General features: G+C 65.3%; 13 protein-coding genes and 1 pseudogene. 6 read left to right on the top strand and 8 right to left on the bottom strand.

Features of this window, described 5'->3' with window-relative positions:
* Positions 1-320 precede the first annotated feature (320 nt).
* Together ACWF0M_RS01480 and ACWF0M_RS01475 are read right to left on the bottom strand one after the other, a co-directional pair.
* The gene (locus tag ACWF0M_RS01480; protein WP_452233620.1) at positions 321-1,514 is read right to left on the bottom strand and encodes a TIR domain-containing protein; all 1,194 of its coding nucleotides are present in this window, start codon (positions 1,512-1,514) and stop codon (positions 321-323) included.
* Positions 1,511-2,380, bottom strand: a complete 870-nt coding sequence (locus ACWF0M_RS01475) for a hypothetical protein (protein WP_452233619.1) — start codon at positions 2,378-2,380, stop codon at positions 1,511-1,513. Before ACWF0M_RS01475 ends, ACWF0M_RS01480 begins: the two co-directional genes overlap by 4 nt.
* A 570-nt stretch (positions 2,381-2,950) precedes the next feature.
* Here ACWF0M_RS01475 and ACWF0M_RS01470 point away from each other — a divergent pair.
* The 5 genes from ACWF0M_RS01470 to ACWF0M_RS01450 are packed head-to-tail and all read left to right on the top strand — an operon-like array spanning position 2,951 to position 8,209.
* Positions 2,951-4,069, top strand: coding sequence for a patatin-like phospholipase family protein (locus ACWF0M_RS01470; RefSeq protein WP_452233618.1), 1,119 nt, complete (start codon positions 2,951-2,953; stop codon positions 4,067-4,069).
* 6 nt (positions 4,070-4,075) lie between these two features.
* A complete protein-coding gene (locus ACWF0M_RS01465) occupies positions 4,076-5,287 on the top strand; it encodes a toll/interleukin-1 receptor domain-containing protein (protein WP_452233617.1) in 1,212 nt (403 codons plus the stop codon).
* A gap of 53 nt (positions 5,288-5,340) precedes the next feature.
* Entirely contained in the window at positions 5,341-6,054 is a 714-nt protein-coding gene (locus tag ACWF0M_RS01460; protein WP_452233616.1) for a hypothetical protein, read from the top strand.
* On the top strand, positions 6,051-6,788 hold the full coding sequence (locus ACWF0M_RS01455) for a hypothetical protein (RefSeq protein ID WP_452233615.1): 738 nt from the start codon (positions 6,051-6,053) through the stop codon (positions 6,786-6,788). The genes ACWF0M_RS01460 and ACWF0M_RS01455 overlap by 4 nt, the downstream gene beginning before the upstream one ends.
* Before the next feature lie 8 nt (positions 6,789-6,796).
* Positions 6,797-8,209, top strand: coding sequence for a TRAFs-binding domain-containing protein (locus ACWF0M_RS01450; RefSeq protein WP_452233614.1), 1,413 nt, complete (start codon positions 6,797-6,799; stop codon positions 8,207-8,209).
* Here the strand turns inward: ACWF0M_RS01450 and ACWF0M_RS01445 are convergent, their stop codons facing one another.
* The 6 genes and pseudogenes from ACWF0M_RS01445 to ACWF0M_RS01420 all read right to left on the bottom strand — a co-directional run bounded on the left by ACWF0M_RS01445 (position 8,210) and on the right by ACWF0M_RS01420 (position 13,964).
* A complete protein-coding gene (locus ACWF0M_RS01445; protein ID WP_452233613.1) occupies positions 8,210-8,701 on the bottom strand; it encodes an SLATT domain-containing protein in 492 nt (163 codons plus the stop codon).
* Positions 8,698-9,195, bottom strand: a complete 498-nt coding sequence (locus ACWF0M_RS01440; protein ID WP_452233612.1) for a DUF4231 domain-containing protein — start codon at positions 9,193-9,195, stop codon at positions 8,698-8,700. Before ACWF0M_RS01440 ends, ACWF0M_RS01445 begins: the two co-directional genes overlap by 4 nt.
* Positions 9,196-9,351: 156 nt before the next feature.
* Positions 9,352-10,722: a KGGVGR-motif variant AAA ATPase gene (locus ACWF0M_RS01435; RefSeq protein ID WP_452233611.1), complete on the bottom strand. Its 1,371-nt coding sequence runs from the start codon at positions 10,720-10,722 to the stop codon at positions 9,352-9,354.
* Positions 10,719-11,312 (bottom strand): TIR domain-containing protein, encoded by a 594-nt coding sequence (locus tag ACWF0M_RS01430; protein WP_452233610.1) that lies wholly within the window; start codon positions 11,310-11,312, stop codon positions 10,719-10,721. Before ACWF0M_RS01430 ends, ACWF0M_RS01435 begins: the two co-directional genes overlap by 4 nt.
* A gap of 514 nt (positions 11,313-11,826) precedes the next feature.
* A pseudogene (locus tag ACWF0M_RS01425) lies at positions 11,827-12,867 on the bottom strand (IS256 family transposase); the annotation flags it as partial.
* 431 nt (positions 12,868-13,298) lie between these two features.
* Positions 13,299-13,964, bottom strand: coding sequence for a transposase (locus ACWF0M_RS01420; protein WP_452233609.1), 666 nt, complete (start codon positions 13,962-13,964; stop codon positions 13,299-13,301).
* A gap of 1,192 nt (positions 13,965-15,156) precedes the next feature.
* Between ACWF0M_RS01420 and ACWF0M_RS01415 the strand changes: the two genes are divergently transcribed.
* Positions 15,157-16,020: a hypothetical protein gene (locus ACWF0M_RS01415; RefSeq protein WP_452233608.1), complete on the top strand. Its 864-nt coding sequence runs from the start codon at positions 15,157-15,159 to the stop codon at positions 16,018-16,020.
* The last annotated feature ends 1 nt before the right edge of the window (position 16,021 follow it).

Genomic DNA, 16,021 nt, shown 5'->3' with positions numbered 1-16,021 from the left:
GCGTCACTGCGCGGGCGCCGCTCGGGACGTCGAGCCTGGTCGTGAGCGCAGACGTCCCGCCACTGTCGTGCTGGATCCGATACCAACTCCCAGCCGCACGCACCAGAACTGTCCCCGAAGCGGTCACGAGCTGTACCTCGAACTCCGTGGGCAAATTGACCTTTGCCTGACCGCGCGCGCTCACCAGCGTCAGGCCGGTCGAAGTGAGCAACGGAGCGGACCAGCTGTCCGCGTTGAAACGGCCAAGAATGGCCCCTGGAAAGCTCGCGCGCCGACCGGCGTACGACACGAACGCCACCGCCGGGCTGGTCTCCGTCGCTTCACCGCCGACTCGAGCCAGCACTCCCCGCAAAGGCGAGGGTCGCGCATCCCCCGATTTGGTCGCCGTCGACAGCAGGGCCGAGAAGCGAGGAAACAGCGTAAGTACGACGGTCCAGCAGGACCGGACTCCCGCCGGCACAGGCGACATAACCCACGGCACCAACCTCACGGACGTCGCTCAGCCCGGCTGCGGCGACGTCGGTGTCCACCACTTTCTCCCCGCTGACCACCGACCACGCTGACAAGTGAGACCGACTCGCATCCTTGGCCGGACCCCAGGCGAGCAGGCGCGTCCCGTCGGCGCTGAACGCGATGCCGGTTGCCGGCAGACCGGTCCCGACCTGTGACCAGTCGATGGTCCGCCGCAGCGCCCCGCTGCCGCTGGCCACCGCGATCAGAGCCGAACGCACACTCTGGCTATTGCCCAGCGCAGAGGCCGCCAGCGCCTGGTCTATGGCCTCCGGGTAGGAATGCGGCAGGGTCAGAAGAGCGCCCGAGGCCGCTGCCTCGGCCTGCGCCATTCTGGCAGCCTGCTGCGAGCGACGCGATTGCTGCAGAGCAGTGATGCCGGCACCTGCGGCGAGAACGAGCATGATCGCCAGTACGGCGATGATCGCCGTAGATCTGCGGCGGCGCTTCCGCTGGTACTGGGACTCCTCGAGAAGCAGGGCTTCCGGGTCCACCTCCATCACTGCCGAGTAGAGGCCGACGAGGCTGCTCTCGTCGACCGACCTCGGGCGCAGAATGTCGAAGTACTTCTGCTCGGTGCCGAACAGGGAACGCAGCGGTGCGGGCAACTGCTCCGGACTTGCGAACCCCTTCGCGTCCTTGTTCCATGACAGGTCCAGCTCAGGGTCGGTCCGGACCAGGAACAGCCGATCGGAAGATCCCCCGTTCGCCAGCCAGTACTCGATCTCCTCGGCCACCCACGTTGATCTTTTCGTCGAAGCATCCAGTACGACGACCAACGCGCGGCTCGCCTTGAGCGCCCGTTTGATGTTGGCGTCCAGCGCGCCGGCGACCAAGCGGTTCGCATCGAGGAAGACATTCAGGTTGCGATCGTTCAGATGCCGCTTGCCGAGGTTGAAGAGCGCACGACTCAGCTGTCGTGCCTGCCGGCCGGACGATCCGGAGCGGTACGACACGAACGCGTCGTACCCCGTGGTCTGCACGCCCTCCGCAGGCGCGGTCATCGCTCAACCTTGCACTGCGGCGGTAGCGGAGCCGCGTAGACCAATGCGTCGACCTGGTGCACGGCACCCGAGGCGGAGGTCATCGAGATGCCGTCGCCGCTCGAGTGCCAGCCGCCCTGACACGTCGGACCGATCGGTATGCCGGCGTGCCGTCCGACCTTTACGTCGGTGTATGTCTGGGTCTTCGTGTCGTACTTGCGAGCCCAGCCCTGGCCGCCGCAGCGGCCGCCGGGGCGGCTGCTGTTCTCATCGCCGCGTGAACTGATGCCGACCGCGACGGCGACGGACCCTTGCCACAACAGATCATCGGTGGTGAACAGCAGCGACGGCACGTCGTCGGGCGCCGCCGCCAGCAGTGCCCGCACCGGGACCCGCGGTGCCGTGTCGAGGCTCCCCATCGTGGTCAAATCGATGACGTCCAAGGCCGAGTCGGTGACGCACACGCCACCTGAACCTCCGTCGGCGACCGCGAGGTAACGACCATCGGCGGACACGTCGGAATGGTAGATCGTTCCCAAGACCCTCGTCGTTGCGACCAAACTTCCGTCGCCTGCGTACGCCGCAATCGTTCGGGATCCTCCGCGGACAAAGCCGAACCGATCGGTGTAGGCGACCCAGGCCGTCGTCGCGTTCGCCGCCATCAGTTGGGCGCCCTCCGGGGCCTCAGCGTCCGGCGCGGTCCGTTCGGTCACCTGCCTGGCGGTGACGACACTGCGCTGCTCCAGCGCTTGGCTGAACCGGACAAGTTCGAACGCCAACTCGTCGGCAAGCGACGAACGGAGTACTACCAGATCGTGGCCGGCCGCCGCGACCGAAGTGCAGCGCGCGCAGGCGACCACGTTCGCGGAACCGTCCGGCCGGATCACCCCGAGCCAGGCACCATCGACAACCGCTATGGCATCGTTGCCAACCGCGACACCGGTGACCCTGTGACCTATCCCAGCGCCGAAGCGCTGCTTGTCGCGGACGGGGACCAACCGGTCCCCGGTGAGGACGGCAAGCCGATCGGACCTGGTAACGAGAGTGAACGAGGCTTGGAAATTCGTTGCCGGGCTCAGGCCGTTGACGCCAGTAGAAGGCGTTGAACAGGCACCGGGCATGCCAAGGGCCACTGTGACAACAAGGCAGCGGCCGACCCGCCACCAACGTGCACCACCGCGGCACAGCTCAGCTGCGCGCATTTCTCCCCCAAGTGTCGACTCCCCCGGCTCATCGGTTTCGGCGCGGAGGCTGGTCGTCTTGTTGGTCTACATCGAAACGTCCGGGCCCTCTGTTACAGCCGGTGAGGGAATGCTCTGTTGATGAAACGTTTGAAGCCCGGCTCGCGGCAGACCTGTTCGGTTCGACCACTGGTCGCGGAGGGTGAACATCGCTACGGTGAGGGCGAAGTGTTCGAGGCCGGGGGGCCGGAGTGTGGCTTTGGTGCGGGGGTAGTCGTGGGGTATCGGGATCGGCTGGACGGGCCGGGGCCGCGGAAGTTGCTGGCTCTGGACGGCGGCGGCATCCGGGGAGTGCTGACGCTCGAAGTACTGGCAGAGATCGAGCTTCTGCTGAAGCGTGAGCTGGCAGCCGGCGACGACTTCGTGCTGGCGGACTACTTCGACTACATCGCGGGCACGAGTACGGGTGCGATCATCGCTGCCGGCCTGGCCCGCGGCATGCGGGTCGACGAGTTGCGGGACCTGTACGCGACCCACGGGGCGGAAATGTTCGACCGAGCGTCGCTGATCAAGCGGTTCAAGTACAAGTACGACAGCACCCGGCTGGCAGACCTACTCAAAGGCATCTTCGGGCCGGCGGTCACGTTGGGCGACCCGGCGATCAAATCGTTGCTGATGATGGTACTGCGGAACGCGACGACCGACTCGCCGTGGCCGCTGAGCAACAACCCGCGGGCGAAGTACAACGCGGACAGCCGTCCGGACAGCAACCTCCGGCTGCCGTTGTGGAAGCTGGTCCGGGCGAGTACAGCGGCGCCGACGTTCTTCCCGGCCGAGGCCGTGTCGGTGGGCGAGCACGATTTCGTGTTCGTCGACGGTGGCCTGACGATGTACAACAACCCGGCGTTCCAGCTCTTCTTGATGGCGACGCTGGAGCACTACAAGCTGGGTTGGCCGGCGGGTGAGGATCAGTTGCTGGTCGTGTCGGTCGGGACTGGGACCAGCCCGAAGGCCGACGATCGGCTGCAGCCCGGCGACATGAACCTGCTGTTCAACGCATCGTCGGTGCCGGCGGCGCTGATGAGCGCGGCGCTGAACGAGCAGGACATGCTGTGCCGGGTCTTCGGCCGCTGCCGGTACGGCGCATCGATCGACAGCGAGATCGGCGATCTCCGAAGCCAGACGGGTCCGTTGAAGGAGCGGCTCTTCACTTACGTCCGGTACAACGCAGAGCTCACCAGGCGCGGACTGGACCGCCTCGGCCTGCCCGACGTGCGGCCGGAGCAAGTCCAACGGCTCGACTCGATCGCGCACATCGGCGCGTTGCAGCGGGTCGGGATGCGGTTGGCGCGAGACGTCGATCGACGGCATTTCGAAGGATTCCTCGGGGAGTGACGGGACATGGATCCCACGGCGTACACGATCATCGTCCAGTCGGAATCGGTTGCTGTTGGCAACCAGCAATGCTACGGACTGGCGGCTTCCGCGCTGGTGCAGCCGGTTCGCTTGCGGGTCGTCTCGGATGCCCCGAGCGACACCGACAGGGCCTTGCTCGTCAACGCGATAGTGGCCGAGCTGGGCAGCTTGGCGCCGGCTGGCTTCGGCGGCTGCGACGGCCCCGGGAAGCTCGGGTGCTGGGCGACGGAGGAAGAGTCCGTGCGCAACCTACTGCTGGTCGTCGGTGGCGGTGCTCCGCCGACGGCCGAGCTGGAGCACTTGGTCGACCGGTGGCAGCAACGTGGGTTCGAGGCCCTGGGGGTGTTCCAGGAGGACGCTGACCCGGATGTCGTGCTGCCGACGGGTTTGACCCACCAGCATGCGCCGAGCTGGGAGGTCGACGTTCGCGAAGTGGCGGCCGACCTTGTCGATGTGGTCGCGCTGGGCGCTGAGGAGCGGCGGATCTTCATCAGCTACTCGCACTGCGACGGTACGGCGTCGGCGGAGCGGGTCGCGTTGTTGCTGACAGCTCGGCGGTTCGACGTCTTCCTCGATCGATTCCGGTTGCAGCCGGGTGTTGACTTCGTCGAGCGAATCGAGGACGAGCTGATCGACAAGGCGATGGTGGTCGTGATCGAGACCCCGGCCGCGGTGCAGTCGAGCTGGGTGAAGCACGAGGTCGCGACCGCGGTGACGCGGCGGCTTGGGCTGGTTGCGATCCCGGACGGACCGGACAAGTTCGGCGCTGTCGATCCCCGGACGCGGAAGCAGGCGATTCTCAGCGACGAGGAGCTGGGGGGGTTCCTGATCGAGCAGCATCGGGCACAGCTGCGGGCCAAACGCGACAATCTGCTCGACTCGGTCTGGCAGTCCCTCCGACAAACCGCGATCGCCGCCAAAGACATCCGGTCGGTGGCCGCCGGATTCCGGGTGACGGCTCTTGGCCACGACTACCGGATCGCCGTGCACCCTCGACCCGCTGATCTGCATCGCTTCCGCCTGGCCCACGAGAGCGCCGGTGCTGGCGCCAAGCCCGTCGTCGTCCACCCGTCCCCAATCCGCGCCAGCCGTCGCCGCGACCTGGGCTGGCTGGGCACTGCCACCGGCATCGCCGAGGTCGACGAGGGCGAGATGGACCGCGCGGCCGCCGAGATTGCGAAAGGTGGTCTCCGGTGAGCGGGCTGTTCGCGGACGACTGGGTGGATCCTCGTTCCCACTCCGATGGTCCGATGTCCGACGTACCCGCGTCACGTGCAGCGAAGGAGCCTCCGCCTGGCCTACGGGTGCTGCTCATCGCGGACTCGCCCCCGCCGGAGCCGTCCCTTGACGGTGAGTCGCCTGCCCTGCGGCACGAGGCGATTCTTGCTCTGGCGCGTGCGGTGTTCGCGGCCCGAGGCACGCTGATCGTTCCGGTAGACGACGATGTCGCGTTGATCCTGGCAACTGCAGCGCTCGGCTACGCGCAGACCCCGGCGGCTGAAGGACGGTCGGTGGCTCCACCGTTGATCGTCATGGAGACGGTGCGCCCGGAGCCGGCGGCACGCGAGGAATTGCAGCCACTCGTACTTCGAGGCGCTGTGTCGTACCGCGATCCGGCAGGACGGGAAGTCGGTCTAATCGAGGAGGCAGAACGCGAGCGGAGGTTCCGCCATCCCGTCACCACCGACTTGCTCCAGATTGCCCAGCCGTCCTTCGCGGTCCTCTTGAGCCCATCGCTTGCGACATCCAATGAGGCACCGCTGCTGCGTGGCGTCGAGACCTACCTCTTCCGGTCCACGATCCTCGATCCTGACCTGCGGCTCGATCTGGCGGACCCGACCGAGTGGCTCTACGAGAACCGGTCAGGAAACCGCTGGTCCGGTCCGGACGGCCAGTCGCACGGCGGCATCCCGTACACCTTCGTCATGCAGCGACTCGTTGACCAGTGGATCGATGGCCCATGAGTCCGCCGTTAGACTCCGGCATGGATACCTGGAAGGTTCTCGGCTCCGAGGCAATCGGCGTAGAGGTTCGCGAGCCGGACGAGCTTCGCGCCGGCCTCACCGCGCTCGGACTCCCCCGGACCCGCCCCGTCGTCGTCCTCGTCGGCGGTGCTGGCGGCCTGTCCCCCGCCGACCTCGACCAGCTGCGGCCATCGATTGCCGACGGCCTCATACCGGTCCTCGAAGCGCGCCAAGCGGTCGCTGTCGACGGGGGCACTGACGCCGGTGTCATGCGCCTCATCGGCGAGGAACGGGTCCGCCGGTCCGCGACCTTCCCCCTTGTCGGTGTCGTTGCCAAAGGCACCGTTCGTTGGCCCGGCGGGCAGGCCACGAACGACACGGCTGAGCTGGAGCGCCACCACACCCACTTCGTCGTCGTGCCCGGTGACGAGTGGGGCGCTGAGGCATCCTGGATCGCCCACACCGCAACAGCGATTGCCGGATCTGCGCCCTCGGTGACCGTCTTGGTCAACGGCGGCCAGATCGCGTACGTGGACGTCGCGAAGAGCCTCAAGGCTCGCCGGCGCGTCCTCGCCGTCGCGGGCAGCGGGCGCACCGCCGACCAGTTCGCCGCCGTACTCCGCGGAGAGTCTGCCGACGAAAGAGCCGAGGACCTGGCCGCAACCGGTCTGGTGTCCTCGGTACCCCTCGCGCCTCAGCTGATGCGCGCAGCGATCGGATCGGCCCTCGAGTGAGGTAGTCCATGGCCCAGCTTCCGCTCTGTTTCGTCCTGATGCCGTTCGGCTTCAAGCCGGACCCGTCCGGCCGGCCGGACATCCCCTTCGACCAGATCTACGAGACCGGCATCCGGCCGGCGATCGTTGCGGCCGGCATGCAGCCAATCCGCGCTGACGAAGAGAAGCTCGGCGGCATCATCCACAAGGCCATGTTCGAGCGCCTGCTCGTCTGTAAGTACGCGATCGCCGACCTGACCACGAGCAATCCCAATGTGCTCTACGAGCTCGGGGTCCGGCACACCGCCCGGCCGGGCACGACACTGACGGTCTACGCGCAATCGACCCCACTGCCCTTCGACGTGCGGATCCTCCGCCAGCAGCGATACACCCTCGGCGCCAAGAACCAGTTCACGGCCAAATCAGCGAGCCGTCTGCAGAAACAGATCACCGAGCATCTCCGGGAGATGCAGAAGCTCAATCGGCAACAGGAGGTACAAGACAGCCCACTCTTCGAACTGGTGCCGGGCTGGAGCCCAAAACTTCTCACCGAAGCAGCAGTTGACGCCTTCCGCGCCGACGTTCGATCCAACGAGAAGCTGAAGGTCGACCTCGGTCGGCTTCGCATCCTAGGCCAACAGACAGGTCAGCGAGACAAGGTCCGGACCGAGCTGACCGCCATCCGTGCAGAGACCTTGGCGGATGGCTCCCCCGACATCGGCGTACTGACCGAGCTCATCCTTGCCCACCGCTCGATCAGCGACTGGTCCGGCATGATCGACGTGTATGTAGAGATGCCCGAGATCCTGCAGCAACTGGCACCGATCCGGCAGCAGACGGCGCTCGCCTATAACCGCCGTGCGGAACTGGACGGTCCTTCGGCGGACACCGACAGGACCGAGGCGATCAGCATGCTGGAGCAACTGGAGAAGGATCAGGGACCCAGCTCTGAGACGTCCGGGCTGCTCGGCCGGATCTACAAGACGCAGTGGCTCCGGGCACGCGCCGACCACGATCATAACCTCGCCCGGGACTGTCTGAACCTCGCCGTGCGAGCCTACGACCGCGGCTTCGAGACCGACTGGCAGGACGTCTACCCCGGAATCAACGCGGTGACCCTGCTGGAAGCCCAAGGCACCCCGCGCGCGCTACGCCGCAAGGACGAACTGCTGCCTGTCGTCCGTTTCGCCGCCAAACAGCGGCTCCGAGCCGTACAGCCGGAGTACTGGGACTTCGCCACGATGCTCGAGATCCACGTCCTTGACCACGACTTCGGTGCCGCCGAGGAGGTGCTGCAAGAAGTCTTTGCCGCCAGCACCGAACACTGGCAGCGGCAGACCACCACGGACAACCTGCGGATCATCGAAAGCGTCCGTCGTGAACGAGGCCAGGACGTCGGCCGCTTGGCAGATGTCATCGACCAGATCAGACCGCCCGGCTAGTCAGGCGGACGGTTGGTCAGGCGGGGCGCTCAGCTTCGGGACCTCCTTCGCGTTCTCCACGACCAGCTGTCCCCACTGGCCGTTCTCCGTGTGGAAGATGCCTTCCACCCGGTCGACCTCGGCAGCCAGGTCGTGATCGGAACCGCCGGCGGCGGCGTCCCAATCGATCTCGGCTTCTTTCAGGTTGTACTCCGCGTCGTGGTACAGCTTGCTCAGTTGCGGGAATCCGATAATCGCCTCGAATGCCGTCACCGCACCGGCAAGCGTGGCCAGCATCGCTGCCAGCAGGCCAGCCACTGCACGGGCGGTCCCCGATGGGATCTGGCCCAACGTACCGGCCGTCGCGGACAGTACCAGGAGCACATTGCGGACCGTCACCACCTGCTCGTGGGCAGACTCGTACTCCACACGCCGGCTCAGATAGAAGTCACGTTGATCGGCAATCCTGAGCTCGCGATACATCGCATGGAACTGTGCCGCCCGGTCACTCATTCCGGCTCCTTCCCGTGTTGGATGGCGAGCACCGCTCGGCGGAGGACAGTCTCCCGACCGTCATCGGCATACTTCCCGGTACGCGACAAGTACCGAAAACACTGTGAGCGAAGCGCTTCTGCTTTCACCCGCTCGTCGAGGTAAGCGTTCAGCCAGCCGCGATCCTTCACGAATTGGCTGCTGACGGCGAGCACCACTCCGACGACTGCCAGCGCAATGCCCGGCCAGCGCTGGTCCGACAGAGCGGCTTGCAAACCACCTAAACCTACGACGAGCGCAGAGCCGAGCAGGATCAGAACCTGCTGGCGCCGGTACCGGTACTGGGAGCGCAAGGCCTTGTTGTCACACTCCTCGAACACGGGCGTCAGCACGCGGTCGATGACCTCGAAGTCGGCCCCGAGCGCCGGATAGGCCGCACGCTTTCCTTGGGAGACGATCGGGTACGACTGCGGTTGGCCAGTCCCCGGGAAGCGCCTCAGCAACGCCAGAACCACTCTGCTTCTCCTCCGGCGGAAAGTTGGGAGAGTCCAATATCCCCATGATGACGTCTCGGCGCCAGAGCCCACTGGGCAGCCGTCGTTCCTCGACGATGACCCGTGAGTCAGGAGCCATAGCACCGCGGCCGGCGCGCGGGAGTCGCCTACGGGGAGCTATCCGAAACCTTCTGCCCCGCGGCTGTCCACGACGGCCTGGCCGACAACAGCTGCAGCTTCGCGGAGCGAGCCTCTGGTGAGGTCGTAGTACTGCAGGTTGCGTAGCAATGAAGACATGTTCTTGCGAGCTTGCATTGTGGTCAGGACCGGGATCACCCGGCGCTCAGCGCGGTCGTCGAGCGATTGGCGCAGGACATAGCCGAACTCACGCTGCTGGAAGCTGTCGGTCTTGTCGCTGAGCAGAACGACTACGTGCTGCGATTCGTCCAACGTTCGTTCGATGTCCGCATCCCAGGAACTACCTGGTCCGAGATCCTTCATCGGTGCGACCTTGAGACCCGCCGTGTCAAGCAGCCGCACCAAAGCAGCCGCCTCCTCGCCGGTCTCCCGCGTCGCACTGATGAAGACGTCGAAGGCGAATCCCTCACGATGACCCGCCAGCCGGGCAGCCGCATCCACAAAGGAGTCACGACTGGCCTCCAACACGTCTGTCTTCTCCAGCCGATGGACCAGCAGAGCAGCCAGGGTCGCGAGCGTGTAGCTGACGTACGTCGCGTCACGCTGATTCTCCACTAGGACGGGAAGTTCCTCTCCGAAACTCCAGTAGGCCGAGTACGGAATCGTCATGTGTCCCATCAAGGTGGACAGGTCGGCCCCCTGAAGCGCCCAATCCTGGTAGCAGTGCTCGAAGGAACGACGAAAGATCTGCCGCCAATTCTCGGCGCGCTCATACTCGACGCCTTGGTCAATCCGGCTCGGGACCGGCACTGTCAACAGCCCGGCGCGGTCGAACGGCAGGCGGTTGCGGGCTGCGATGGCCTGATCCCGCACCTTGAGCACACCTTCCACGCCCTGTCGGTTAGCGGTGAAGAAGAGCATCAGGATGTCAGGCAGTTGCGCAGTACAGATGCCACCGATATCCGTCACTCCGGTCCTACTGTCCACCAGCACGACGTCATACTTGCGCTTCCAAGTGTTCCGCCAGTCCTCGAGCGCTGTACCCAGGTCGTGGTCGGCGTACAGGCCCTCCCAATCGAGCGCTTGGACGCGGCCGACGTACGACGCGTCGGCGCGGCCGGCTGAGATCAAGTCCACGGTGGCCGCGCTGCCGACCGGAGCCGCCACCACGTGTGCGAGCGGATCGACATGTTCCCCTTCGGCAACCGCTTCCACCATCTCCAAGAGCCCGGGGCGGTCGAGGCCGTCGACGCCGAAGTAGTAGTTCAGGCCAGGTGCCTCCAAATCCCAGTCGATGCAGAGGACTCGCAAGCGCCATTGCGCCAGTAGCGCCGCCATATTGGCGAGGGCGAAGCTGCGCCCGACTCCGCCCTTGTAGGAGTAGCACGTCACGATCTGCCCGCTGGTCACGACGCACCCAATCGCGGGAGGCCAACAGATGGCCGGTCGAACGGCGCCGGACGCTCGACCGGCCAACCCGGCTGCCATGCCGGCGTTTCCGCGAGCCCCGCGGCCAGGTCCGCCGCGATTGCCCTGACCTTCTTGTGAAACTCAAGGTACGCGGGCGTCTGGCGGTACTGCGGATAAGGGAAGTTGTGCTTGCTCAGATCACGGCGACTCTGAACCTTGCGAGCATCCTCAGGGAAGGACGCACCGTCGGAGTACACCACCGGATAGACCAATCCACGGGTCTTCTCCCGCCCGGGGATACCCAACGCACGTTCCCGCGCAAGCATGCTCCGCCACTCTGCAACACACCACGAGGAGGTGAAATACGGCGGAGACCAGACCGCGAGCAGACAGCGGGATTGGGTGAGCGCTTGCTCGAGGGCATCAGGCCAGTACTGCCCCAGCTCGAGCTGCTCGTCTACGAAGACCCTCGGCTGGCGCTCCATCTCGTCTTCGAGGCAGTTCATCAGCACCGGGGCGAAATGGTTCCGGACCCAACCGGTGACGTTCGTCGTTCGCCGATAACTGATGAAAACATCCCATTCGTACATCCAGACCCCCTTGAGACGAATCTAAGCGATTCCAATCCCCATGGACAGGGTTTGCCGTCCCAGCCCGATAGGCGCGACGGAGACCGATCGACTTCTGTAACGTCTTCGGCCTCCTCTCGATAGGCAACTCAGACGGACGCCAGCCAGTCGGGGGACTGAAATGAACAGCGGCATGCTTCGCTCAAACGCGCATTCGAGGATGACGAGGTGGTGAGCGTACTCGGTTCGAGAGCGAAATCTGTCGCCACCTGCTCCGTACCTGCGGATGCGCCGACACGCACAGCCATCGAGAGCCATCTGCTGAGCAAGGACGTTCAACTCGTCCACAGCGGCTAGGCGGGCGCGCTGGTCGTGATCCTAAGCCCATCGGCCGTCCAGGATCAGGGGTACCTCACCAAGGTCAAGCACGCCGGTGGTGCGCGGATCATTTTCGTCCGAACCGGTCCTGTCCACCCTGACGGCCTACCCGAGGAAGGGACTGTCAAACGAACGGGGTACTCGGGTTGAAGAGGGGCTACTTGCGTCCGGCGGCGAGACGGCCGTCGAAGGCGATCTCGAAGGCGTTGAGTGCGGGTTTCCAGCGCATGGTCCAGCGTTTACGGCCGGTGCCGGTCGGGTCCAGGCTCTTGACCGCGAGGTAGACGCACTTGAGCGCGGCTTCCTCATTGGGAAAGTGGCCGCGGGCCTTGACCTCGCGGCGAATCCGGGCGTTCACCGACTCGATCGCGCTGGTGGAACAGATCACTTTCCGGATCTCGGGGTCAAACGCCAGGAACGGCACGAACTCGGCCCAGGCGTTGTCCCACAACCGCACGATCGCCGGATAGCACTGGCCCAGGCCTCGGCGAACCGTTCCTTGGCCGCGGCCTCGGTCGGGGCGGTGTAAACCGGCTTGAGGGCCTTGGCGATCGCGGACCAGTGCTGGCGGCCGGCATAGCGGAAGCTGTTGCGGAGCAGGTGCACGATGCAGGTCTGGGTGATCGCCCGCGGCCAGACGGTGCCGATCGCCTCCGACAAACCGGCCAGGCCGTCACACACCACCATCAACACATCCGCGACGCCGTGGTTGCGCAGCTTGGTCAGCACATGCAGCCAGTACTTCGCGCCCTCGCCGCCGTCACCGGCCCACAACCCCAAGATGTCGCCGTGTCCTTCACACGTCACCGCCAACGCGACATAGATCGGCCGGTTCGACACCTGACCGTCGCGGACCTTGACGTGGATCACGTCGATGAACACCACCGGATACACCGCATCCAAAGGCCGGTTCTGCCACTCGACCATGCCCTCGACCACCTTGTCGGTGATCGCGGAGATCGTCTGCCGCGGACACCTGCGCCCCATACACTTCAGCCAGATGCGCGGAGATCTCACCGGTGGTCAGGCCCTTGGCCGACAACGAGATCACCATTTCGTCCACACCCGACAACCGCTTCTCCACAATCCGCGGCTCGAACGACCCCTCACGGTCGCGCGGCACGTTAGTGGGCACCCCGTTGCGTCGCAGTCTGCAGATCGACTGAAGATCGCACCCGTCGAGGAGGTTGGCCTGCTGCACGAACTCGGCACGCCTTCGCACGCGTGGCCGCGGTGGCCGCTGCGTGTCCCCCCACTCGATCGGATTCGGGGTCCCAGATCGCGGACAGGTGCTCTGCGTGCTGCTGCGACACCAACCAGGCGCGGCAAAGATGCCTGATCTATAGGTGAAGAGTCAACAACTAGCCGAACGGTCCAGGCACAAGACGCGCTCGACCCGCCGAATCGAGAATAATCCCACCGTCACAGACGCGTGAATCAACTGTTGGAGCGCAGGCGTGTCAGCGCGTCGGGCTTTGCCCGACACGCTTTGCAGTGGCTGAGTTATGCGACGGGGTCGAGCTGGACGCCGTGTCCGAGTCTCTCGAGTTGTGCGACGAGCCGTCGGGTGTGCGCCTCGTCATTGCGGCGAGCAAGCCAGTCCGCACCGAGATCGCGGTCCACATCCAGTCAGTCCTGCCCCGGTGTGGGCCGCGTTGAAGTTGACCGTGTAGTCCGCGCCGTGCGAGACGTCGAGCATCCACTCGAAATGCACCGAATGCACCTCGGCATCAAAACCTCGCAATCCTCGCGTAGTTCTTGCCATGCGTCCTGCCCACCGAGCCAGCGGGCCTCGACCAGCATCGCGGTCAGCCACTTGTTCCCGTGCCGCTTCCCGGCCGGGGTGCGCTTGCCGGCCGACTCATAGATCCCGGGCGCGACACCGGCCCAGGCCGCCAGCTTGGCCGCCGAACCGAACCGGGACATATCCGCACCAGTCTCGGCCACGATCACCTGCGCGGGCCTCTCTCCGACACCGGGAATGGTCTGCAGCAACTCGATCTCGTGCGCCCAAGGCATGCACTCGGCCCGGATCGCATCATCGAGGTCAGCCAGTCCGCGCTCGACCAACTCGAGCCGATCCAGGATCGCGCCGGCCATCCGCGCATGGTGACCGTCGAAGTGGCCCTCGAGTGCTTGCGCCAGATCGGGAATCTTCGAACGCATCCGGTCTCTGGCCATCTCGGCGCGCGCGTCCCGTTCGCCGTCGATCATCGCCCGCAACATCACCCGCGCCGAGACCGTGGTCACCGACGACGCGACCGTCGACAGTTTGATCGAGGCGCCCTCTAGCATCAGCTCTAGCCGAACGGCTTCGCGAGTTCGGTCACCCATCAGCTGCATCCGATACTGGGTCAGTCCGAACTCCGGCCCATCGTGTGACACCCACCAGCCCCGACCGACCTTCGCGAGCCAAGCTCAGCGCGATCGCATCCTCGAGCGCCGCCAGGATGTAGGCAGGGATCTTCATCCCCTTCTGTTGCGCCCAGAGGAGCTCACGTTCGACCAAGCTCACCTGCCGAGCCACGTCTCCCAGATGCCGATCGAACCCGAAAGCACGAGCGACGTCCCCGAAGTCCGCCCGCTGCCGTCGGCGATTCACTCCTACCAACTCAAACGACCGACGACGCAGAAGGCAGATCACTCCGAACACGACCCAGACCAACCACAGCCACTCAGCGTCGTACGCCCACAGCAGCCCGGCTCCGACGACCACCAGGCCAACAATCACCAATGCCACCCACGATCATCGATGGACCTCCGCTTCCCGGCGTTCGCGTCGGGTCCCTGCTCTCAAAGCCGATCTACTTCTTTCGCTTGCTCTTCTGGCCCCTGGCGGCCTTGGCCTGAAACTCCAGGCGCTGCCGCGGTCGAGCTGTATTTCCGCGCTGCCTAAGCGCTTCCTTGATTGCCGACCCGCCGAGGGCGAATCGATGCGTGGCTTGCACCTTCGCGGCGGTGGATCGTGGCCGGTTACTGCTGCTGCCGCCGTCGATCGCGGACTGGCTGGGGGAAACAGCGCATGATTGATTGCCAAGAAGTCCGCGGTGGGGGGGCGGAATGTTTCCTTCCGGATTTATTCGCGACAACTACGATTTCGTGAGGCATTCTGGGATTGCTTGAGCTGGCTTGATGGGGAAGGGGGTCAGCCATGGGTCTCGGCTGCGTGGGGCGGTGGGTGCCGCGTTGGACAGCGTTCGCGACGGTGGCTGTTTTGCTCGCTCTGGGCGGCTGTGGCGACGAGTCGAGCCTGCCACAGCCGGGCCCAGTGAAGTCCACGCCGACGGACGACGGCTCTGTCTGGACGACGAGTCCTGGTACGACGACTCCGGGTGCGAGTCCAGGTACGACGACTCCGGGTGCAACCGATTCGGATACGACGAACCCGGGCACGAGCGATCCGGGGGGATGGTCTTCGAGCTGGTCGACAGTTCCGGGTTCGCCTCCCACCCATTCAACGACCACCACTGGGCCGCCAACCCCTCTGATGACGCAAACGATCTCGTTTGCGCCAGTCGGCGCGAAGCGATACCTCGATCCGGCGTTTAGGGTCACCGCCACCGCCACGTCGCTGCTACCGGTGACCTACACCGCCTCCGGGGCGTGCTCGGTGGCGCGCAGCACCGGGGTCGTCACCATCAAGAGCGCAGGAATGTGCACGGTCACCGCCAGTCGAGCCGCCGACACGACATGGGCCAGCGCGACCCGGCCTCTCGCCATCATGGTCGCAAAGGCGCCACAGAAGATCACGTTCGCCGACAAGCAGGTTGACTTCGGGCGGTTCGAGCAGCACAAGCTGTGGGCAACCGCGCCCCACGCCTCCATCAGGTATGACCTCGTGCCGCGACGCACGGTCGCCACCTGCTGCAACGGCGGCATGTACAGCCACCCTCGATGCCAGCTGAAAGGATCGGTCTTAGCGTTCACTGATCGAGACGACGGATATCATTCCATGTTGCCGGGCTACTGCTACGTGTGGGCAATCGGGACCTCGACGTCTCCGAACTTTGACAATCCCGAACGCAAGATGGCGTCGATCCACATCTACGGCGGTCAAGACGGGATCAAGATCGATGCGCCAGCCACGGCCAAGTCGGGCGCGCAGTTCACCGTGAAGGTGTACAGCACGAACGGCAACCCAGATCGGATCTCGGCCAGTATCAGCAACTGTTCTGCTACACCCGACACGACTCGGTATATTGATTTCCCGCAGCCGAACGAGACGATGACGTTCAAGGTGACCGCCTCGACGACCGAGACGGAGTGCGTCGTGAGGGCCCAAGCGAGTCCGGGCGACTACGTATTCAAGCCCGGGTTCCATCATGAGTCGGTCACCATCACGCCCGCCTGAG

Source organism: Kribbella sp. NPDC055110, assembly GCF_053607525.1.
This window is presented reverse-complemented; position numbering and strand designations above follow the sequence as displayed.